This is a genomic window from Tardiphaga sp. 285_C5_N1_2, from assembly GCF_052076065.1.
In the GTDB taxonomy this organism is placed as follows: Bacteria; Pseudomonadota; Alphaproteobacteria; order Rhizobiales; family Xanthobacteraceae; genus Tardiphaga; species Tardiphaga robiniae.
This window is the reverse complement of sequence record NZ_CP197241.1, coordinates 2,519,753-2,541,206: the sequence shown is the minus strand read 5'-3', so window position 1 is coordinate 2,541,206 and position 21,454 is coordinate 2,519,753. Positions and strand designations below refer to the sequence as shown.

Sequence of the window (21,454 nt, the reverse complement as noted above, 5' to 3'; positions counted from 1 at the left end):
CGCGCTATGCGGCGCTCTGAATTGCTCTTGCGAGAACCAAACGCTGGATCTCTGACGAACCTTCGTAAATCTCGAGGATGCGCTGATCCCGGTAGAGCCGCTCCGAAAGGTTGGGCTTGCAATATCCCATGCCGCCCCAGACCTGCACGGCAACGTCAGCGGCCTTGTGCGCGACCTCCGAGCAGAACAGTTTGGTCATGGCGCCAAGGGTCGAGATATTCCCGCCATCGTCGAAGGTCCTTGCGGTTTCGAACAGCATCATCCGCGCGGCGGAGAGCTCGGTCGCCACGTCAGCAAGCTTGTTGCCGATACCTTGGTGCTGGATGATTGGAGCCCCGAATGTTTTGCGAGCGACCGCGCGTCCGGAAGCGTCTTGGAATGCCGCAATAGCGAGGCCAGTGGATTGCGCGGCTACAAGCACGCGCCCAACGTTCAGAGTCTGCAAGGCTAATTTGAGCGCCTTGTTCGGCGGGCCGACCATCGCCTCATCCGGAACGACGACGTCAAGCCTGAGGTTCGAGGTCTGCGTTCCGCGGATACCCATCTTATCCGAAAGTTCGTCAATGACGACGCCAGGCTCCTCCTTATCGACCATGAAGGCCGAGATGCCCTGCTTCCCATCCACTTCGGTCTTTGCGAAGACGACATAGAAACGGGATGCGCCTCCGTTTCCGATCCAGTATTTCTCGCCGCGAAGCCGCCATCCCTTTCCTTCACGTACTGCCGTCGCTTCGATTGCTGCGGCGTCCGATCCCGTTGACCTTTCGGAAAGCGCGAAGCTGGTGCTGACGCCCTTGGTCATGTGCTCCAGATAAAAACGCTTCTGGTCCTCGCGACCAGCCAGCAGGACCGGGAACGCGCCAAGTTGATACGTGCAGAGGATTGCTGCCGTGGAGGAGCAACGCTGACCGACTGCTTCGACCACGGCAGCAGTGGTCACCAGCGACTCCCCACCGCCACCGAATTCCTGCGGGATGAAGAGGCCCGTGAGGCCATTCTCGACCAGGAGTTTGACGTTCTCCCATGGATATCGTTGGTCGCGGTCCAGTTCTTCCACGAGCGGCGCGAAATGCTTGTCGGCGATAGTTGCTGCGACCGCCTGCCAATCCTTCGAGACGTCCGGGAGAGTTGGATTCCAGAGAACCATGACATTTTCTTCTTTCTGGGTTCGAGATTGATGAACGGCGGACTAGGACGTTGCCATCGCCGTATGCACGACCCGCCGTTCGACGAGTTGATCGATGTCGCGCCTGGAATAGCCAGCGTCCGTCAGGATCGAACGACTGTCCTGACCGACGTCGGGTGCCGGAGACATTGTATCTTCGGCGAAGCTTGAGAAGCCGGGCGTGCGGGGAGACGGTACCTTCCCCATCCCGGAAACGGACTGCGTCACCGACGACCGTGTTTCGATGACGTGTCGATCATTGAGCCAGTCGAGTGGCGTCATGATGCGCTCGGCAAGGATGTCTGCTTGCTTGAACGTCGAGACCCAGTGATCCGTCGATTTACCCGAGATGGCATCTCTGACCTGAGGGATCAGCGCATCGGCAACGTCTGCCCGCTTTCCGAAGTCCGCGAACCGCGGATCCTCGCCGAGGTCAGCCCTTCCGATGGCCTCGCATAGACGCTTGTAATGAACTTCCGTGACGAGCGTGATCACGATCCAACCGTCGGTAGTCCGATAGCACCCGGCAGGCGTGTTCAGCGCGCGAGGTGCGCCGCCTTCAAGAAAATGCTCGGCGAGCTTGTGTCCGAGTATCGCGGCGGTCGATTGAGCCAGATTGACGTCGATCCAACGTCCGACGCCGACATGGGAACGCGCGAAGAGCGCAGTAGAGACGGCCTGGAAGGAGTAAACCCCCGTGCAGATATCCGAGATAGTGGTGCCGACGCGGTGCGGATTGCCATCTTCGCCCGCGTTGAGGGAGACGAGACCGGAGAACGCCTGCGCGACGGAGTCGGTGCATGGACGGTCTGTATAGGGTCCGATCTGCCCGAACCCGCTTACGGAAAGATAGACGAGCTTTGGATTTGTCCGCGCGAGTGCCTCATAGCCGAGCCCCAATCGTGCCGCGACGCCGGGACGAAACCCCTCGATGAAAACATCGCACTCGTCGGCCAGCTTCCTTGCGATCGCCAGTCCGTCTTCACTCTTGAGATCGATCGCAAGGCTCCGCTTGCCTCTGTTGTAGACTGCTGAAAGGGTCGAATGGTTTCCGTACGTCGTCCCGAGGCGACGAGACCAGTCGCCCTCAGGAGGCTCGACCTTGATGACATCGGCTCCGTAGATTGCAAGGAGCATTCCGCAGTACGGCGAGGCCACACCCTGCCCCAGGTCGAGAACCTTCAGCCCGCGGAACGGAGCTTCATGAGTGGGGCCGGACTTGTCGATCTCTTGCATGGCTATTCTCCCGGCCGCAGGACGACCTTGCCAATGACCTTCCGGTTCTCGACACGCCGCAGTGCCTCTGCGAATTGCGAGAGCGGCAAAGCGGCATCGACGACCGGGCGCAGATGCCCGTCTTCGAAGAGCTTGAAGAGGTCGTCGAACAGATTCCGGACTCGTGCGCGGGTCGCGGCATCGGCCTGCGATTTCCCCCACGCCATGTAGAAGCCCCAGTATAGGCCGATCGCGGAGAGGTTCTTCACCAGCAAGATGTTCGCGGGAATCTGCGGAATGCGCCCGGACGCGAAGCCGATGATCAGCAGGCGTCCCAGGGGGGCAACGCAACGCAGCGACGCATCGAACATGTCGCCGCCGACCGGGTCAAAGACGACGTCGGCGCCGCAACCGTCCGTGATCTCGAGCACTGCCTCGCGGACGTCCTGCGACCGGTAATCGATGCAATGCGCGGCGCCACGCTCCCGGGCGACGGCCCCTTTCTCGGGACCACCTGCAGTGGCGATCACACGCGCGCCAAGTGCCGCACCTATTTCGACGGCAGCAAGCCCGCTGGCACCCGCCGCGCCATGCACCAGCAACGTTTCGCCCTTTGCCAACGTCCCTTTCCAGGTCAGAGCAGCGTACGTGGTTGCGTAGATCGTCGGAAAGTGCGTCGCCTGCTCGAACGGCATGGCAGCCGGAATGCGGAATACGTTCTGGGCATCGACGACTGCCTCTTCTGCGAAGCCTCCTGACGGTAATCCGGCGCAGACCCGGTCGCCCACCTTCAATGAACTCAATGTCCCGGGAGCAATCTCCAAGACCTCACCCGCGATCTCCGTACCTGGCGTGAAAGGAAGCGAGGGACGGTTCTGATGTTTTCCTTGCGCAACAAGGAGGTTTGCGAAACTTACGCCTGCGGCGCGCACGGCGATACGGATGGTGCCTGCGGCGAGTTCCGGTGCGCGCACCGTTTCGAGCGCCAGCCCTTGGATCCCGCCGAACGTGTGACCGACTACTGCACGCATACCTCAGTCCTTCGCTTTCATGCCGTGGCGTCCGGCTCCCGATGCGAACCGGGACGCGCCGCCTTGCGCCTCCCTGCCCCGTGCTTCCGCTGCCAGTCTCGTTTCCTGTGCGATCGCCTCGGCCTCCGGCAGATCCCATTGCAGGATGGCCGACATCCGGTCCGACCGCATCGCAATCTGGGGAAACTCTGCGATCTCGAGCGCCAGTTCGATGGCGGCTTGCAATGCTCGTCCTTTCGGAACGAGGCGGTCTGCCAGACCCATCTGTACCGCCTCCGCGCCTGTGACTTTCCGCGCGGTCAGCAACATGTCCAACGCCCGGCCGGAACCGATAAGCCGTGGGAGCCGGACGGTTGTCCCATCGGTCATGGGGACGCCCCAACGCCGCGACAGGACGGCGAATGTCGCACTCTCCTCGGCCACGCGAAGATCGCAGCGCAGCGCAATTCCCAGACCGCCGGCGCAGGCATAGCCCGCGACGGCCGCGATCAACGGTTTGGATAAAGTGCCGTGGCACGGTCCGGCTGGATCGCCGGCCCACGGTCGATAGTCTGTTCCGGAAGCCAGAGCCTTCAAGTCCGCCCCGGCGCAAAAGTGGCCGCCCGCGCCCGTAAGCACTGCGGCCTTGACGTCGTCGTTTGCATCGAACTCCCGGAACGCGGACGCCAACGCATCGGCCGTTTCGTTATCGAGAGCGTTTCGTACGTGAGGCCGATTGATCGTGATGATCATGATCGGCCCCTTCGTTTCCGTCAGGAGCTTCTCTGTTCTCGCACCCGGCTTCATTTCACCTTCAAGAGTGGGCATTCGCTTTCCTCCACCGGTCGCCAAGCCTTATCGCCGGGTATGGTGGAAATGACTTTCCAATAATCCCAGGGAGCTTTCGACTCAGAAGGCTTCTTGACTTCGGTAATGTACAGGTCCCGGAGTACACGGCCGTCGGCCCGAATTTTGACGTCGTGCGTGATGACATCGTTGACTGGCGTGGCAAGCATTTGAGCGGCAGACTTGGTACCGTCATCCGAATTCAGCGCTTGGATGGATTTCAGATAATGCGTGATCGAGCTGAAGATGCCCGCCTGAACAAGTGATGGCGGCCTACCCATCTTGTCCCAGAATCGCTTGGCAAACGCACGGCTGCCATCATCGAGGTCGTGATAGTATGTCGTCGATGAGGTCAGCCCTTGACCGTTCTCCAAACCGATCGCGTGGACGTCGTTGATGAAGGTCAGAAAGGTTACCGCCCTGATCTTGTCTCCGAGAATCTTGAATTCATTTGCCTGCTTGATGGCGTTGCTTGTATCTCCGCCCGCGGTCGCGAGCGCCAGCACCTTTGCACCGGAACTCTGCGCTTGGAGCAGGAACGACGAGAAGTCGGGCGTATCCAGGGGCGCCCGCACCTTGCCCAGAACCTTCCCACCCTCGGCCGCAACTCGTTTGGTCGCCTCCGTTTCCATGGACTGTCCGAAGGCGTAATCTGCCGTGATGAAGAACCAGGTATCGCCACCCGTCTTGATCACTCCCTTTGGAGGGGCGGCCGCCAGGGCGTACGTGTCATACGCCCAGTGCGTCGTGTAAGGCGAACAGGCTTTATTGGTGATTTCCGCGGTCGCGGCACCTGAAGCCAAGAAGATCTTTCTCCGATCACGCGACACATTCTCGATGGCGAGCGCCGCGGCGGAGGACCCGCCGTCCGCGATCGCATCGACCCCTTGGGTGTCGTACATCTGACGCGCGATGTTCGAGGCTGAATCCGGCTTGTTTTGATGGTCACCGGAGATGATCTCGATCGGTATTCCACCGATCTTGTTACCGAAGTCCTCGGCCGCCAATTGGGCCGCAACGATCGAGCCTTTTCCACCCATGTCGGCATAGATGCCGCCTATGTCGGTCAGGATGCCGATTTTCACGGCGTTATCTGAGAATTGGGCCATCGCCGGCGTCGCCAAGATACATAGCGCCGTGGACACTGCGCCAATCGTTGCCTTCATGTTTCACTCCCGAGAACTTCTTGCTGGCATCCCTGCCCGGGCTTAACGATGCGCGAGCACGGAATGCGGGGTTCTTCGTCATGACATACTGACAAGTATGTTGCGTCTCGACATACCGAGTAGTATGTCTCGTGTCAACGCTTCCGGAAGCCCAGCGTGTGGTTCGGGTTTCACGATTATGTGCTAGGAGAGATCGATGAGCGGACCCGCAAAGATAATTTCGGCAGACGCCCCAGATGGCGCAGCATTCGCCGCCATCGAACACATCTATCATTCGTATCTGACAGGCCTTGTCCTCATGGTCGTGTCGCGTGCCGGTGCGACAAAAGCCGCCGAGATCGTGTTCCGCACTTTCAGGCGCCAACAGTTGGCGCGCTTTCTTCCCGGTCTTCAGAAGCTCGGCCTTTCGAACCTTCCGAACGCGGTTGCTTGCGCGCAGTATCATTATCTCTCGAACCACGTCGGTGGCGTGAAAGTCGAGTATGTTTACGAAAGCGATAAGAAGGCCTGGGTTCGCTATCCCCCGCCACGATGGATCTGGTCCGGAACGGCTATCTGCGGCATCCCGTCGGAAGTCTCACGAGCAATGCTTCGGGGCTGGCACGCCAACAACGGCGTCGTCCTCGGCAACCCACGATTAGGCTTCGTCTGCACCGGCCAGACCGTTGACGGGCAACCGGGACTTGAGGGCTATTACAAGGAATGGGATCACGATCTGCGCGAGGACGAACGCCTCCAGTTCTCGCCGGGCGAAACATGCCCGCCCTTTCGTTCGGAAGATGCTCCCCGCCTTCCTGAGACAAACTGGCCTGAGCATAGGCTGCAGAAGGTCCTGCGCAATTACGCGATGGAATACATCACCTCGATCGTTCCGGAAGCGGTTGCCGTACTAGGACCGGATGAAGGCGGCCACCTCGCCGCAGCTGCCGCCCGCCTCGTTGGCATGCACACCTACGATGACGTTGCCACGATGCTCGGCGGCATCGAACCGGGTCCGAAAGGTTTCGCCGCGGCGTTCGCTCGGTTGTCTCAGGGTCAGGGCGATGACGCCGTTCTCGAGACTACGGCAGGCGGAGCAATCGTTCGGCAGACGACTTGGAAGCTGATGAGGGAACGAGATGTCCTTTCACCGGCGGTGTTTACCGCCTGGAATGAACTTTGGAAGGGTGCCGCCCTGGCACACGACCGGTTCATGCGCTTTGACCTGACGTCCCGCAAGGACCAAGGCGACGCCGCCTGGGAATGGAGCGTCCGATAGCCGCGCGTTGAAAGGCGCGGCTCGCTACGAAGCGAGCGCGCCTTTCAAACTATCGATGAGACCAGCCTTGGCAGCATAGGGATTGGAAGGCCCCTTCCCTTCGAGCATGAGATCGTTTCTCGTGCGAACGCTACCGACCGCACCGGGGTGCGGAAAGATATAGAAGTCTCCACGGCCAATCGCGTGGAACGTGAGCTCCGCGACCTGCGTAGCCGTCACCTTGCCGCTGGCGACCGCTTTGTCGCTGAGAGTCTGGGCAAGAGCTTGGGCTTTGCTGAGGCCGGACTCTTCCGTCGCGATGGGACGTGTGCCCTCAGATCTTGCGATCCCGGTTGGTACGAATGCCGGACAAAGAACCGAACACGTCACTCGATCGGTCACGAGCGAGAGGTCGTGACTGAGCGTCTCGGAGACCGATACGACCGCGTGCTTGGAGGCGTTGTATGCTCCCATGAGCGGCGCATTCACGAGCCCAGCCATCGAGGCGGTATTGACGACGATGCCTCGGTAGCCGTCGCTCGATCGCGCCTCGGACAGCATCCGGGGAACGAAGCTTCTGATGCCGTTCACCACGCCGCGGAGATTGGCGCCGAACGTCCATTCCCAATCCTCGGGTGATGCCTCCCAAAGAAGACCGCCCCTGCCGCCGACGCCAGCATTGTTGAACACCACGCTGATTGGTCCCAACTCGGACCAAGCATTCTTGGCAAGCCAATCGACATCTGCGGATCTGGAAACATCGGCGCAAACCGCAACGGTTGCCGCTCCCATCTCCTTCACCATAGATTCCGTCTCGCCGAGAGGGCCAGGTTGGATGTCCGATAGGGCAATGGACATCCCCCGACCAGCCGCCGCGAGCGCCAGTTCCCTACCGATGCCCGAACCAGCACCCGTGACCACAACAGTTTTTCCGAAGAACTTGGGCATCTCATCTGCTTTCCGGTCTAGACAGCGGTCGCGCCGCCATCCACGGCCAATATCTGTCCCGTGATGTGTTTGCCGGCGTCGGACGAGAAGAGAGCGACCGCCCCCTTGAGATCCTCGTCGTCGCCGAGGCGGCCGAGCGGTGTCTCTGCGATGATCCGCTCTTCGATCTTTGCGAGGACACCCGCGGACATCTTCGACGGGAAGAAACCTGGAGCGATAGCATTGACCGTGATGCCGCGGTTTCCCCATTCCGCCGCAAGCGCACGGGTGAAGTTGATGATCGCCCCCTTGCTCGAGTTATAAGCGATCGTCTGCAAGGCACCGGGCGGGTTTCCGCCAAGGCCTGCGATCGAGGCCACATTGACGATGCGCCCCGAACTGCGCGGCAACATTGATCGCTTTGCCACCAACTGCGTGAGAAAGAAGACGCCCCGCATGTTTACATTGAAAACGCGATCCCAGGCCTCGAGTGTATGCTCCTCGGCCGGAGCCCCCCAACTGACGCCTGCGTTGTTGATCAGGATGTCGATCGTTCCATGCTTGGCGATCACGCCTTCGACGAGTTGCTCGATGTCACGTTCCTTGCCGACATCTGCCGCGATCCAGTCCGCACGCACGTCCCGGTGTGCAAGATAGGATTGCGCCGAAGCGAGTTCCTCAACTTTGCGGGCCGATAGAACCACGCCAGCACCGAGCTCACCCAACGCCTCTGCGATTTGGAGCCCAAGCCCTCGCGATCCTCCCGTAATCAATGCGACCCTGCCCTTGAGATTGAACAGGTCGCCGACCCGGCGCGTGGCCTTCTGAGTCTGCGCACCCTCCATCTAGCCAGCCCCCGCCTTGCGAACTTCCATTTCCCGGATCTTCGCCCGAGCGTCGTCGCCTTCCGGAATGGGCTTTCCGCCATCGCGCCATTCGATTGCGGCCTTGAAACCGTGCTCCTGCGCGTAGCGGCGAAACCACATCCCCTCAGGATTATGCCGAGACACGCCGTCCATGATCGTCGCGAGCATCTGGGTCTGCTCCAAACCCATGTTGAGCATGACCTGATTGACGACGAGCTTGTGCATGGCGAGATGGCTCTTCGGCACCCCCGCAACGCGTTCCGCAAGCCTGAACGTCTCGGCCTCCAGTTCTTCCACGGGAACGGAAATATTAACGAGGCCCCATTCGGCCGCCTTCTTTCCGTTGATGACATCTCCGGTGAACATCATCTGCTTGGCGCGTGTCGCGCCGAGCTTGAACGTCCACATTGCTGTCGTCGGGCAGCCCCAAACGCGCGTAGGCATGTATCCGATACGGGCATCGTCAGCCATGACGATCATGTCGCAACACAGGGCGATATCGCTGCCTCCCGCAACGGCCGCGCCGTGGATCTTGGCGATGGTCGGCTTTGAACACCGCCAAAGGCTCATGAAGTCCTCGGTGTTTTTCTTCATGGCGCCGTAATCGACCAGCGGATCCCACGGTTGGCTCTCCTGCTGACACGGATGTTCAATATCGCTCTCCGCGTAAGCAACGAGATCGTACCCGCCGCAAAACCCCTTCCCGGCCCCCTCGATCACGATGACGTGGATGTCGTCGTTCGCCTGCGCCCATTCGATGGCCGCGCGAATCTCCCGCGGCATATCGTCGTTGATGGCGTTGAATCGCTCCGGACGATTCAACAAGAGTCTTGCAATCCTTGGTGATTTTGGGTCCGCGGTAATCTTGAGCGTCGAAAATTCCGGCATTTGAGCCTCCCTGATCTTATATACAGTCAGCGTTGACTGTATTGGTCGCGCTGCTACAGTCAACCCTGACTGTTGAGGAAACAAATGAGTGCAAAACGGACCGTCAAAAACCCAGAGGCCGCGCTTGGAATTCGCGATCGCCTCCTGCAGGCCGCAGTCGAATGCCTAATTGATCTGGGAGTGGCCGGTACATCGACGCTTGCCGTTCAACGCCGGGCGGATGTCAGCCGCGGCGCGCTGCTCCACCATTTCCCCAATCGGGAAACATTGCTTGCCGCCAGTGTTTCGGCCCTCGTCGAGAGAAACGAACAGGCGGTCAGGAGCTTCCGGGACGCTCTGCCAGATAACGATGACAGGTTGGCGCCAGCCGTGGCCGCCCTCGCGTATGCCGCACGGCAACCCGCCTACCTTGCTGAACTCGAGCTGTGGGCCGTAGCGCGGACAGATCGCGGATTGCGCGCCACCCTCGTCGCGGCGGAACGCGCGGCACGACGGGAGATCGAGCGCGTTCACGTCCAACTCTTCGGTGATTTGGCGATGTCCGACGAATATGCCGACGTCGTCGCTCTCACTCAGAGCTTCATCCGCGGTCTGGCGATTTCGGAAAACGTACAGATTTCTCCGCGTCGTCGCGACCAGCTCATCACTTCATGGACAGAGGCCATACGCCCGATGCTTGAGCGTGGCCTCAAGAAGCAAAACGCCAAAAAGGCGTAACGATTAACACAAGGGAGGGAATGATGACCGAACCGAGATTGAGCGAATCCTATTGGCCCGCGGACACCTCAAGGCCAATTCTGAATAGATCGATCGGTGAAGCGTTAGCCGAAGTCGCATGGGAAGACGGTCATCGGGAAGCGATCATCGAGGTCGTCCCCGCGTCCATGACATCACCAGTGGGCGATACCGATACGAACCGAAAATGGACCTACGCCCAGCTATTCGAAGATGCCAAGAAGTGCGCGCAGTGGCTTCTGACCGAATTCAACACCGGCGACCGCATTTGCATCTGGGCGCCGAACGTTCCGGAATGGGTTGTGCTCCAATACGGTGCAGCGCTTTCCGGGATCGTCCTGGTGACTGCCAACCCGGCACTGAAGGCAGCCGAACTCGAATTCGTCCTCGAGCAGTCGAAATCCGCCGCCCTCTTCTATCTCGAAGAGTTCCGCGGCGTCGACATGGGTGGCGTTGCGAAGGGGTTGGTTAAGCCCGGCATCAAGGCGATTTCATTGAACGGCTGGTTGTCGCGCGTTCGAGAGGCCACAGTCGGCGAGCTTCCCAACATCGATCCCGAGCATCCGGCCCAGATACAATACACATCCGGAACGACCGGACGGCCCAACGGCGCATTGCTTCATCACCGAGGTCTGGTCACGAACGCCAGCTATGTGGCGGCTCGGGCAGGACTCGACCACAGCATCCTCCTCAGCCCCATGCCGCTATTCCACACGGCTGGGTCGATCATGAGCGTCCTGGGCTGTCTCAACTCCCGATCAACCCTCGTTCTGCCGCTGATGTTCGAGCCCGGCACGGTGCTGGACGCTGTTGCCCAGTATAGGGCCGACACGGTGTTCGGGGTGCCGACTATGTTGTTGGCACTGATCGACGCCCAAGGCGCTTCCGCTCGTGACCTGTCATCTCTTCATGTGGCTCTTTCGGGAGGCGCACAAGTCCCGCCCGAACTGCACCGCCGCGTGAAGGACGCATTGGGTCTCCCCCTGCTAACTGTCTTCGGTCAAACAGAGCTCAGCCCGATCGTCGCGATGACCAGCGTAAACGACGCCGATGAGGAGCGTATCCACTCGGTCGGGCGGCCCCTATGGAACGTGGAAGTGCGGATTGCGGACGTAAACGATAACGCTGTCCTCCCGACAGGCGTCGAGGGTGAAATCCAGGTTCGCGGCTATCAGACGATGATCGGATACTTCGACGCTCCCGAACATACGCGCCAGACCATCAAAACAGATGGTTGGTTGAAGACCGGAGACCTCGGAAAGCTGGACGCTGCGGGTTATCTCCGTATCACCGGACGCCTCAAGGACATGATCATTCGGGGCGGCGAAAATATCTACCCCGCCGAGGTCGAGGCCTGTTTGATGCAGCATCCCGCTGTCGCGGACGTCTCCGTGTTCGGGGCTCCCGACGACCGCTGGGGGGAAATTGTTGCCGCCGCGGTGCGGCTCGCGCCCGGCGCGACTGTTCGCGCGGACGAGCTAATCTCGTACTGCAAGGACAAGATTGCGCCGCATAAGGCCCCGAGCCGATGGTTCGCTTGCTCTGGGTTTCCACTCACCGCGTCCGGAAAGATTCAGAAGTTTCGATTGAGAGACTCGGCGGTCGAAGGGGCCCTCGATACTCTTCCTTGAACAGCGCATTCCGGAATTTTGCTCCCCGCTCCTTTTGAAGTGACCGGAAATCGACTCGCGAGTCCTCATCGCAGTCGCCGCTTTTCCATGGCGTCGTGCCGACACGGGATCGTCCGCTTATGCGTCGATCAGTCAAATGCAATATGTCTCAGCAGCAAATTTTTCGGCTACGTATGATTTTTAACGCCTCGTCAAATTGAGAAGACCAGCACAGTGCGCCTTCCCTTTTGCCCTAAACGGCGAGCTGAAAGAATGACATCAACTGTTTATGCGATCGGTGACGTCCATGGACGCGCTGATCTGCTTTCCTCTCTAGTCGATTTCATCAGCGGGCGACCCCATCGGGTCGCGAACATCCATTGGTGCAGCCGCTCGCCGGCATGGCCGAACGGCGCGTCTAGGCTCTGGCCTTCGCCGGTGGCGAAACCGTCGAGCGAGACGGAGACATGTTGGACACGGGCGAGTGCCATGGCTGGCGCTCCTTCCTGCTGTTGATTGAATTTCCCCAAGCCGCTCCGGAAGCGACGGCGCTACTGGTTGATCTCGGGCTCGACGAGTTTCGTGAGCTTGCGCAGGGATTCCTGCCAGCCGAGATAGCAGGCCTCGGCCGGGATCACGTCGGGCACGCCCTGCTGCTCGATGTTCACCTCCGTGCCGACAGACACGGCCTTCAACGTCACCGTGACCTTCATCTCGCCCGGCAGGTTGGGATCATCGAAGCGGTCGGTGTAGACGAGGCGCTCGCCGAGAACGAGTTCCAGATAGGTCCCGCCAAAGGAGTGACTGCCGCCCGTGGTGAAGTTCCGGAATGACATCCTGTGATGGCCACCGACCTTCGGATCCAGCTCATGGACGGTGCATGTGAACCCGTAGGGTGGGAGCCAGCTCGCAACCGCGTCGCGTTCGAGGAACGCGCGATAGAGCTTTTCGGGCTTGGCGGCAATGACGCGATGCAGACGGATCGTGCTGGGCATGGATGTCTCCCTGTGGCTCGGTTTCATTCGGTCTATTCGGTTGTATTCTGGCGGGCACCTTCCCCGCCGATACATCCAGGACGAACGGGCCCGTCAGGCCCCGACATCGCCGCGGAATAAAAATCCAAAGCACCAGCACGGCCCCGGCATCGGCCCGCTATCGTCCCGGGTATCCATGTCCAAACCACAGCGATCAGCCGATCATCTGGACTTCGTCCCTAGGTTGCTGACCAGCATCCGGGATGGTGCGTGCAAAGATCGATCACGACGCTGAAGAATGTTCTAGATACTTTCTCAGATAAATCAGCCGAATGATCGGAGGCTCTACTGCGGATCGGATTTCGCACATCAACGTCGTGGTCGAATTCTTGCGCCATGTCTTGCAGACGCCATCCGCTTGTCCCTACCGTCAGAAATCAACGGGCTATCCTCTTGAACAACTGGTTAGAGAGCGGACGAACGATTACGCAAGAATTCATCGCACCGTCGCAGTGAGAGTTATGGAAGGTGCGGAGTTGCGAATTTATCTGGCCGCTTGGCTGAGAGGTCACTTCCTCCGCGTCGATCGAGGATAGACGAGAACTTGCTCAGAAATCACTGCTCGGCCCTCCTCCCGACGCGCGCGCTCGCGTTCGAGGAGGCCGATCATCGCCAGACCGCGATCGTATTTTGGCGCTCGACGCTTGCACTCACAATTTCTGGAATCCGATGTCCGAGACAATTTTCCTCCAAGCTTCGTTCTGTTGCGCGATCAGATTGCCAAATTCAACCGGAGACGACGGCGCCGGGATCGCGCCGAGCTTCTCGATCGACTCAATTACCTTCGGATCCCGTAACGCGGTTTGCAGGGTTTCGTTCAATTTTGCGATGACCGGTGCCGGTGTCCCCGCAGGGGCGGCAATGCCGAACCAAGAAGGGTTATTCATCGCCCGAATACCAAGCTCGGCATAAGTGGGAACGTCGGGCAGCATCTTCAAACGCTGCTTTGCTGCCACAGCGAGGGGACGAAGCTGTCCTCCTTCGATGAAGGATGTCGATGATGGGATATTGTCGAGAACAACCGTGATGCGTCCGGCGACGAGTTCAGTCAGCGCCGGTCCCAATCCGCGGAATGGAATGTGCTCCATCTTCGTTTTTGTCAGGTACTGGAACAGCACGCCGTTCAGATGGCTAAGACCGCCGGCGCCAGACGAGCCGAACGTATGCTGGGCTGGATTTTTCTGAAGTTCAGCGATCAGTTCCGGGAGCGTTTTTGCCACGAAGTCCTTGTTCACAACGAGCACGTTCGGCACGTCCGCTATATTGGTGATCGGAGCGAAGTCTTTGACGGGATCATACCGGCGTTGTTCATAAACGTTCGGGTTGACGGCATGCGAGCTTTCGACGGCCATCACCAAGGTATAGCCGTCGGCTGGTTGCTTAGCGGCGAATTCCGACCCGAGCGATCCGCCCGCGCCTGGCTTGTTGACGATCAGGAATGATTTTCCAAGCAATTCGGTGAGTTTCTGTCCTGCGATGCGCGCGAGGATGTCGGTCGTCCCACCGGCCGCATAGGGCACGATAATCTGTACAGGACGCGACGGATACAAGTCCGATTGAGCGGCCACCGGAACGATTGATAACGCAAGCACAGCCAGCGCTCGTGATAGATTCTCCAGCATTTTTCCCTTGGTCTTTCTATGATGTACTAGATTGGATCCGGCGACCGCGTTTAACGCGAGCGCTTTCGGTCGATGAAATGTTGCATGTACTTCTGCGGCTCACCGGTATCGAACGCCTTCCCGAACGCTTTGATGCTCTGGTCAACGGCTGCCGACAGCGGCAGCTCGTCCCAACTGTTCATCAGTTCCTTCTGCTGCGCTATGACAGCCGGCCCGCATTCGAGGACGGGTGCCAACTCCTTCGTGATCGCTGCATCAAGACTATCCGGACTCGTGACGACATCTACGAGGCCCCAATCCCAAGCCCTGGCGGCGTCTATCGTGGCTCCTGTCAGAATGAGCCAACGCGCGCGCGCCGATCCGATCAAGCGCGGCATGAGAGCGGCATGAATGACCGATGGAATACCCACTTTGACCTCGGGCATGGAGAACTTCGCCTGGGTGGTCGCTACTCGCATATCGCAAGCCATGGCGACCTCGAGGCCGCCACCCAAGCACCAGCCCTGAATGCGCGCCACCACGGGAAGCCGTAAGTTTCGCAGAGTCGTGCACAGGTCCCGCAAACGCGTGATGAATGCCTCGCCGGTGACGCGGTTGAGGCCTGCCATCTCGTTGATGTCTGCACCGCCGATGAAGGTGCGATCGCCGCTCGAGGCCAATACCAGCGCACGGAGATCGTCCCGCTCGCCGAGGGACTTGATCTCTGCGATCAGAGCTTCGATTATTTCGGAGCTCAGGACGTTCGCTTTCCCGGAATTCGTGATGGTGATCTGTGCCACGCCGGGCTGGAATTCAGACACGGCATAATAGTTCGTCACTGTCCTGTATCCTTTTTGCATCGATGATGTCTCGACGGCCGCCCGCTCAGGCAACCGTCCGGTCCTCGTTCAATCTGGCGATGTCGCGTTCTGGAAGGCCGATTTCCCGCAAGATCTCATTGGTATGCTGACCCAGCCGAGGCGGCGGCATGCACTGAATCTCTTCATCGGGGCCAATCACGGGATTGCGCACCGTCGGAATCGAGCCGAAGGTGGAGTCCGGGAACGTGCGCAGGTTCTGGCGATGCTTCACCTGCGGATGATCGAAAGCCTTCTCGACGGTGAGAATGGGTCCCCAGGGGACGCCAGCCGCTTCGAGCACACTCCCCCATTCCGCGGCGCTACGCTGCGCGAGGATGCCGGACACGATCGCGCGCAATTCCGGGAGGTTCACGATGCGACCTCGATTGGTTCGGAATTTGTCGGCCGCGGTCAACTCCGGCCGATCAACAACGGTGCAGAAGCGAGCGAACTGGCCGTCATTACCGATGGCCAGGATGATGTAACCTTCGCGGCAGGCGAACACCTCATACGGCGCACAGTTGGGATGCGCGTTCCCAGAACGCTGTGGGGTCTTGCCGGACACCAGATAGTTGAGGGCCTGGTTACCGTTGAGCGCTATCCCCGCATCCAGCAGCGTCACTTCGATTCGCTGCCCCTTGCCAGTCTGCTCCCGTTGTCGAAGCGCCGCGAGCGCCGCCATCGTCGCATACATGCCGGTCATGAGATCGACGACCGCAACACCGGTGCGGAGCGGACCAGCGCCCGCCTCGCCATCGGGAATCCCCGTATAGCTCATCAAACCCGTCATGCCCTGAAACACGTAGTCATATCCGGGACGCCCGGCGAGCGGTCCGTCAGAGCCAAACCCGGTGATCGAGATGTGGATCAAACGAGGGTTCAATGCCTTCAACGTCTCGAAGTCGAGGCCGTAACGCGCAAGCGAGCCGCTCTTGAAGTTCTCGATCAGAATATCGGACTGCACCACCAGTTTCCGGACGAGATCGGCGCCTTCTGAACGAGCGAAGTCGATTGCCACCGATCGTTTGCCGCGGTTGCAGCACAGGAAGTAGGCCGACAGCCGATCGTCGCCCGCTTCGAGATACGGCGGTCCCCAACCGCGTGTGTCGTCGCCGCCAGCCGTGCTCTCGACCTTGATGACATCAGCACCGAGATCGGCGAGGTTCTGAGCGCTCCATGGTCCCGCAAGAATGCGCGAGAGGTCGAGGACTTTAACGCCGTCCAGCGCGTTGGCGATCGTCATGATTTGCATCCATCGTGAAGGTGGGGCGAGTTCGGGTTATGGACTGCGGTCACGACGCCGGACAGTTCAAATAACCGAAGCGCACGTTCCAATGATCCAAAGTCGGCGGCACGCCCCTCATCCGTTGAACCTGCCTCCGCGCACGACCATGGCGCCAAACAGTTTCGATGGCTTCCAGTGTTCGCCCTGCGCCGCCTGCCATTGTTCGATCTGCTCGAGGACTTTCGCGGGACCGACGCTATCGGCGTAGAACATCGGGCCGCCACGCAAAGCGGGAAAGCCGTAGCCGTTGACGTAGACCAAATCGATGTCGGAGGCGCGTTGAGCGATACCGTCTTCGAGGATGTAGGCTCCTTCATTGACCAGTGCGAAGATCGCGCGATCGACGATTTCCTGATCGGATATCGCGCGGCGTTCGATCCCAGCCTCCTGTGCGCAATCCCCGATGATTTTGTCCACGATCGGATCGGGTATCGGGGTGCGGCTACCGTTCGCGTAGCGATAGTAACCGGCGCCGGTTTTCTGTCCGAACCGCCCCGCCTCACAGATGCGATCGGCGACCTTCGAATATCGCAGGTGTTTCGGCCGCGTCGGAGCGAGGCGTTTGCGTGTGGCCCAATTGATGTCCATGCCTGCGAGATCGGCCATCGCCAGCGGTCCCATGGCCATGCCGAAGTTCTGCAGGGCCTGATCGATTTGACTCGGGCTCGCGCCCTCCTCAAGCAGGAACCCTGCTTCGCGCCAATAGGCAGTCAGCATGCGATTGCCAACGAACCCCTCGCACACGCCGACAACCACGGGCGTCTTTCCGATCTTAGAAGCCACGGTCAAGCTGGTCTCGATGGCCCAAGGAGCGGTCTTTTCGGCACGGACGATTTCCAAGAGGCGCATCACATTCGCCGGGCTGAAGAAATGCAGACCGATTACAGCTTCCGGACGACGGGTTGATGAGGCGATGACATTGACGTCCAGCCTCGAAGTATTCGTCGCAAGGACGGCTTCCGGTTTGCAGATGGCGTCAAGTTGTCGGAACATCTCAAGCTTTGCATCCAAGTCCTCGAAGATTGCCTCGATCACCAAGTCGCATCTAGCGAGCAGGCCAAGATCCGTCGTCGGCGTGATCCGCGATATCCTGGCCTTGACGTCATCGCCGCTGAGCTTGCCCTTCGACGCGGTGATCTCGTAGTTCTTTCGAATCGCTTCCATGCCCCGCTCGAGTCTTGCGTCGCCCTGATCGACCAGCGCGACCGAGATGCCAGCATTCGCGAAAGCCATCGCTATCCCCGCGCCCATCGTACCCGCGCCGACAATGCCGACGGAGGCAACGGTTCGCGGCGTGGCAATCCCTGAGACGTTGGGTACCTTCATGGCTTCGCGTTCGGCGAAGAACAGATGTCGCATGCCCTTGGACTCGGTTCCTTCAACGAGTTCGAGGAATTTCGATCGTTCGAACGACAAGCCCTCTTCGAACGGCAGCGCCGTCGCCGCTGCGATGCACGCGATGGCGGCGCGCTCGGCCTCACCGACGCGCTTGTTGGCGGCGATCCGCGCCTTCTCACGCTCGATCACACCCTGAGCATCCACGGGCGCATGACTGGTCGCAACAAGCGGCAGCGGCGACTGCTGCACCATCTCGCGCGCAAGCGTGAGAGCCGTTTGCAGGACGTCCTCGTCGGCAACGAAATCCACGATGCCTAGCTGAAGGGCGTGCGCTGCGCCGATGTGCTTCCCGCTGAGGATGATGTCGATGGCCGCCTCAAGGCCTGCGAGCCGAGGCAGGCGCTGGGTGCCGCCGCCGCCGGGAATGAGACCGAGCTTGATCTCTGGCAAACCAATCTTTGCGGATACTTGCAGCACTCGGTAGTGGCAACCGAGCGCAAATTCCAATCCGCCGCCCAGAGCGAAGCCGTGGATCGCCGCAATGACGGGCTTCCGAAATCGCTCGATCCTGACTAGAACGTTGCGCGTCAGCGGACTGGCCGAAGCCGCAGGCGTATTGAATTGACGGATATCGGCGCCGCCGCAGAACATCTTTCCGTCGCCGTGGATCACCACGCCTGCCACATCCTGATCCGCACTCGCTTTGTCCAGCCCAGCAGCCAGGCCTTCACGGACACTAAGACTGAGGCCGTTCACCGGCGGATTCGCAATGGTGAGCACAGCGATGCCGCCGGTTACCAAGTAAGTGACAGTTTCCGACAAGGGAGTTCCGCTGCGGTTTTCGCTCATAGTTATTCCTCAACTCTAGAAACCGTGCTGGTCTATCGACCGTTGGCGAGAATGGCAGTCGCCTGTCCGGACAGGACGCCGCCATTGCCATGAACGAGCGCGGTGTCGGCCTTGACCTGACGAGCGCCTGCCTCGCCGCGCAATTGCCGAACCGCCTCGATGATCAGGAAGATGCTGTACATACCGGGATGGGTGAAGGAGAGACCGCCGCCATTGGTGTTCACCGGCAAGACCCCACCCGGCGCAATTCGGCCATCCGATACGAACGCTCCGCCCTCGCCCTTCCGGCAGAAGCCAAGGTCTTCAAGGAATAGGATCGGGTTGATGGTGAAGGCGTCGTAGAGTTGAGCGACATCTATATCCGACGGCTTCAACCCCGCCTGCGCGAAGGCCGCGGCTCCGCTCTGGACCGCCGGGGTGACCGTGAGATCTTCCATCGATGAGATCTGCCGGTGCCAATGGGCGACGCCGGATCCCAGGACGTGGATCGGCTTCGGATGGATCGCTTCGGCGTCCTCGGTTCTCATCACCACACAGGCTCCTGCACCGTCGGTGACGAGGCAGCAGTCGCGCACCGTGAGCGGATCGGAGATCATTGGCGACGCCAGAACATCGCTGATCGTGAGCGGGCCTTTGGAGAAGGCCTCGGGATTGAGCTGCGCCCATTTACGGGCCGCCACCGCGACTTCGGCGAGTTGCTCCCGGGTCGTGCCGTATTGATGCATATGCCGGGCCGCTGCGAGCGCATAGCTCGTCACGGGATTGAACGGCTTATAGGGATGCTCATAAAGCTGTGGATCGAGCGCGGCGCGCATGGCGTTGATCTGACTGCTGCTCGGCACGCTACGCGGCGTATCACCGTAACAGATCAGGATGGCGTCGCATTCGCGCGCTTTCAGCGCGAGACGCGCGATGTGCAACTGGGCGATGAACGATGATCCGCCATGCATCAAGTTATCGGAGAATCTCGGGCGTATGCCGAGATACTCCGCCATCCGCATCACCCACCAGGGTGAAGTCAGGCTGGCAGTCATGATACCGTCGATCTGCGACTTTTTCAGACCGCTCTCGCGTATCGCAGTCGCCGATGCCTCGGCAATGATTTCCTGCGCAGAACGGCCGCCTGCGTGACCGCATCCGGTTTGGCCGACACCGAGAATGGCGATGCCGCCACGTCGCGAAGAAGCAGTCACTGATCGGCTCTTTCGAAAACAAGGAGCGGAGAGGTCTCCGAGGTCGCGGGCATCACCCGCGCCTTGACGCGCAGACCGATTTGCACGGTGTCGCTGTCGATGCCGATCACCGCGCTCATCAGGCGCGGCCCTTCGTCGAGATCGACCAGGCAAACATTATGCGTGCTGCTGCGGCTGCGAACGGTGGTCGTCGAATAGACGGTTCCCTGCCCGCTCGGATCGAACCATGCGAACGACTGTGAGCCGCAATGGGGGCAGGTCGCGCGCGGATAGAAGACCGCTTTCTGGCAATCGTCACATCGTTGTATGCGGAATGTGCCTTGCGCGAGAAAGCGATGATAGGTCTCGTCGGCAGCGCCTGCAGGAAGCGCCGCCTCGTTCGGTGTTGTCGTCGAATTCGCTGACATTGCGTTACTCAACCTTGACGCCGCTCGTCTTCACGACGTCCCGCCATTTTTCGACTTCTTGGGCGACAAACTTCGCGGCCCCGGCCGGGTCGAGCACCGGCCCCGGCTCGCAGTTCAGGCTGCGAAGTAGTTCGACCGTGGCCGGCGTATGTATCGCCTCGTTAGCCTCCTTGTTAAGGACGGCAACGATCTCGCTCGGCGTTCCCTTCGGCGCGTAGAATCCGAGCCAGGTGTAAAGATCGAAGCCGGGAAAGCCCGACTCATCTAAGGTCGGCAGATTGGGAAACTGAGCACTGTGCTCTTTGGTGGCCGAAGCAAGCGGCCGTACCTCCCCCCCGGCGATTGCGGCGGTGGCGCTCATGGAATCCTGGATAGCGACTTTGATGTGCCCCGCGATCAGATCGTTCACCGCCGGAGCCGCGCCCTTATAGGGCACATGCACCATCGGCACGCCTGAGAGCGTTCTGAACAGTTCGCCCGCAAGATGCGTCGAGCCGCCTGCCCCCGCGGTACCGTAGGGCACGTCCTTCTGTGCTTTCGCCCACACCAGGAACTCCTGCAAGTTCGTGGCCGGAACGGATTTGTGAACAAGGAGCAGATTTGGCGCGCGGGCAAGGATGGCAATCGGGACGAAATCCGACACCGGATCATAAGCAACCTTCTGAACGGCCGGTCCGATCACATGGCCTGTAGCGCTCACAAGAAGGTTGTAACCGTCGGCTGGTTTTCGCGCGACATATTCAGTTCCGAGTTGCCCCGCCGCTCCCGGCCGGTTCTCGACGACGAAGGTTTGCTTGAGGTCCTTCGTCAGTTCGTTGGCGACCAGCCGCCCGACGGTATCCGTCATGCCACCAGCAGCGAATGAGATCACCACGTTCACCGGCCGAACCGGATATGGATCGGCCGCGCGGGCGGTCGGCACCAAACCTCCAAATCCGGATGCCGCAGCAGCATAATACAACAAAGAATTGAATTGTCGCCGCGATACGGCCATAGCAAAGCTCCCTTCGGTCGCCTGATCTTGTGTGTGGGTGTCAGGTCTGGGATCTTTGGTAGAATGAGTGTCGCTTCCCCTCCATCGCAAAGGGCCAAACACCGCGTTTGGCATTTCCGAACCGCTGGCTGAAACGGACGGATTAAGGTCTCGCCGACTCGCGTTTCGAAACCAATTGAATGTTCCCGGCCGCCCACACTGCAACGCGGCATGCGTTCGACTGGGAAA

At 60.1% G+C, this 21,454-nt stretch carries 20 protein-coding genes; 3 read left to right on the top strand and 17 right to left on the bottom strand.

Translation table 11 applies throughout. The features are described 5' to 3' along the window. Window positions 1-4: 4 nt before the first annotated feature. From AB7951_RS12130 to AB7951_RS12110, 5 genes are read right to left on the bottom strand one after another with little or no spacing between them, the layout of a single operon-like run. Window positions 5-1,147, bottom strand: a complete 1,143-nt coding sequence (locus AB7951_RS12130; protein WP_439066506.1) for an acyl-CoA dehydrogenase family protein — start codon at window positions 1,145-1,147, stop codon at window positions 5-7. A 42-nt stretch (window positions 1,148-1,189) separates the two neighbouring features. After that, on the bottom strand, window positions 1,190-2,401 hold the full coding sequence (locus AB7951_RS12125; protein ID WP_439066507.1) for a CaiB/BaiF CoA transferase family protein: 1,212 nt from the start codon (window positions 2,399-2,401) through the stop codon (window positions 1,190-1,192). A 2-nt stretch (window positions 2,402-2,403) separates the two neighbouring features. Then, a complete protein-coding gene (locus AB7951_RS12120; RefSeq protein WP_441255803.1) occupies window positions 2,404-3,354 on the bottom strand; it encodes a zinc-binding dehydrogenase in 951 nt (316 codons plus the stop codon). A gap of 60 nt (window positions 3,355-3,414) precedes the next feature. After that, entirely contained in the window at window positions 3,415-4,218 is an 804-nt protein-coding gene (locus AB7951_RS12115; protein WP_439066509.1) for a crotonase/enoyl-CoA hydratase family protein, read from the bottom strand. Next, window positions 4,194-5,402, bottom strand: a complete 1,209-nt coding sequence (locus AB7951_RS12110; RefSeq protein ID WP_439066510.1) for an ABC transporter substrate-binding protein — start codon at window positions 5,400-5,402, stop codon at window positions 4,194-4,196. The genes AB7951_RS12115 and AB7951_RS12110 overlap by 25 nt, the downstream gene beginning before the upstream one ends. 196 nt (window positions 5,403-5,598) lie before the next feature. Here AB7951_RS12110 and AB7951_RS12105 point away from each other — a divergent pair, with 196 nt between their 5' ends. Then, window positions 5,599-6,660 carry a hypothetical protein gene (locus AB7951_RS12105; RefSeq protein WP_439066511.1) on the top strand — a complete coding sequence of 354 codons (1,062 nt, stop codon included), beginning with the start codon at window positions 5,599-5,601 and terminating at the stop codon, window positions 6,658-6,660. A 24-nt stretch (window positions 6,661-6,684) separates the two neighbouring features. On the opposite strand, the gene AB7951_RS12100 is transcribed toward AB7951_RS12105, so the two are convergent. Genes AB7951_RS12100 through AB7951_RS12090 form a run of 3 tightly spaced genes read right to left on the bottom strand, consistent with a single transcriptional unit; the run spans window position 6,685 to window position 9,383 of the window. Next, window positions 6,685-7,587 carry an SDR family NAD(P)-dependent oxidoreductase gene (locus AB7951_RS12100; RefSeq protein WP_441255802.1) on the bottom strand — a complete coding sequence of 301 codons (903 nt, stop codon included), beginning with the start codon at window positions 7,585-7,587 and terminating at the stop codon, window positions 6,685-6,687. Between the two features lie 17 nt (window positions 7,588-7,604). Then, entirely contained in the window at window positions 7,605-8,411 is an 807-nt protein-coding gene (locus AB7951_RS12095; RefSeq protein ID WP_441255801.1) for an SDR family oxidoreductase, read from the bottom strand. Next, entirely contained in the window at window positions 8,412-9,383 is a 972-nt protein-coding gene (locus AB7951_RS12090) for a crotonase/enoyl-CoA hydratase family protein (RefSeq protein WP_441255800.1), read from the bottom strand. 21 nt (window positions 9,384-9,404) lie between these two features. Here AB7951_RS12090 and AB7951_RS12085 point away from each other — a divergent pair, with 21 nt between their 5' ends. Continuing rightward, on the top strand, window positions 9,405-10,037 hold the full coding sequence (locus tag AB7951_RS12085; RefSeq protein WP_439066515.1) for a TetR/AcrR family transcriptional regulator: 633 nt from the start codon (window positions 9,405-9,407) through the stop codon (window positions 10,035-10,037). A gap of 23 nt (window positions 10,038-10,060) precedes the next feature. Then, the gene (locus AB7951_RS12080) at window positions 10,061-11,686 is read left to right on the top strand and encodes an AMP-binding protein (RefSeq protein WP_441255798.1); all 1,626 of its coding nucleotides are present in this window, start codon (window positions 10,061-10,063) and stop codon (window positions 11,684-11,686) included. Window positions 11,687-11,952: 266 nt separating this feature from the next. On the opposite strand, the gene AB7951_RS12075 is transcribed toward AB7951_RS12080, so the two are convergent. From AB7951_RS12075 to AB7951_RS12035, 9 genes are all read right to left on the bottom strand, one after another. After that, window positions 11,953-12,156, bottom strand: coding sequence for a hypothetical protein (locus AB7951_RS12075; RefSeq protein ID WP_439066517.1), 204 nt, complete (start codon window positions 12,154-12,156; stop codon window positions 11,953-11,955). Window positions 12,157-12,216: 60 nt separating this feature from the next. Continuing rightward, a complete protein-coding gene (locus AB7951_RS12070; protein ID WP_439066518.1) occupies window positions 12,217-12,660 on the bottom strand; it encodes an SRPBCC family protein in 444 nt (147 codons plus the stop codon). Between the two features lie 689 nt (window positions 12,661-13,349). Continuing rightward, entirely contained in the window at window positions 13,350-14,321 is a 972-nt protein-coding gene (locus AB7951_RS12065) for a tripartite tricarboxylate transporter substrate-binding protein (RefSeq protein ID WP_441255797.1), read from the bottom strand. A gap of 50 nt (window positions 14,322-14,371) precedes the next feature. After that, window positions 14,372-15,139, bottom strand: coding sequence for an enoyl-CoA hydratase (locus AB7951_RS12060; RefSeq protein WP_439066520.1), 768 nt, complete (start codon window positions 15,137-15,139; stop codon window positions 14,372-14,374). A 46-nt stretch (window positions 15,140-15,185) separates the two neighbouring features. Beyond that, window positions 15,186-16,403, bottom strand: coding sequence for a CoA transferase (locus tag AB7951_RS12055; RefSeq protein ID WP_441255796.1), 1,218 nt, complete (start codon window positions 16,401-16,403; stop codon window positions 15,186-15,188). A gap of 117 nt (window positions 16,404-16,520) precedes the next feature. Further along, on the bottom strand, window positions 16,521-18,632 hold the full coding sequence (locus AB7951_RS12050; RefSeq protein ID WP_439066522.1) for a 3-hydroxyacyl-CoA dehydrogenase NAD-binding domain-containing protein: 2,112 nt from the start codon (window positions 18,630-18,632) through the stop codon (window positions 16,521-16,523). 32 nt (window positions 18,633-18,664) lie between these two features. After that, on the bottom strand, window positions 18,665-19,825 hold the full coding sequence (locus tag AB7951_RS12045) for a thiolase (protein WP_439066523.1): 1,161 nt from the start codon (window positions 19,823-19,825) through the stop codon (window positions 18,665-18,667). Then, window positions 19,822-20,232 carry a Zn-ribbon domain-containing OB-fold protein gene (locus AB7951_RS12040; protein ID WP_439066524.1) on the bottom strand — a complete coding sequence of 137 codons (411 nt, stop codon included), beginning with the start codon at window positions 20,230-20,232 and terminating at the stop codon, window positions 19,822-19,824. Before AB7951_RS12040 ends, AB7951_RS12045 begins: the two co-directional genes overlap by 4 nt. Before the next feature lie 4 nt (window positions 20,233-20,236). Beyond that, a complete protein-coding gene (locus AB7951_RS12035; protein WP_439066525.1) occupies window positions 20,237-21,226 on the bottom strand; it encodes a Bug family tripartite tricarboxylate transporter substrate binding protein in 990 nt (329 codons plus the stop codon). Between the last annotated feature and the right edge of the window lie 228 nt (window positions 21,227-21,454).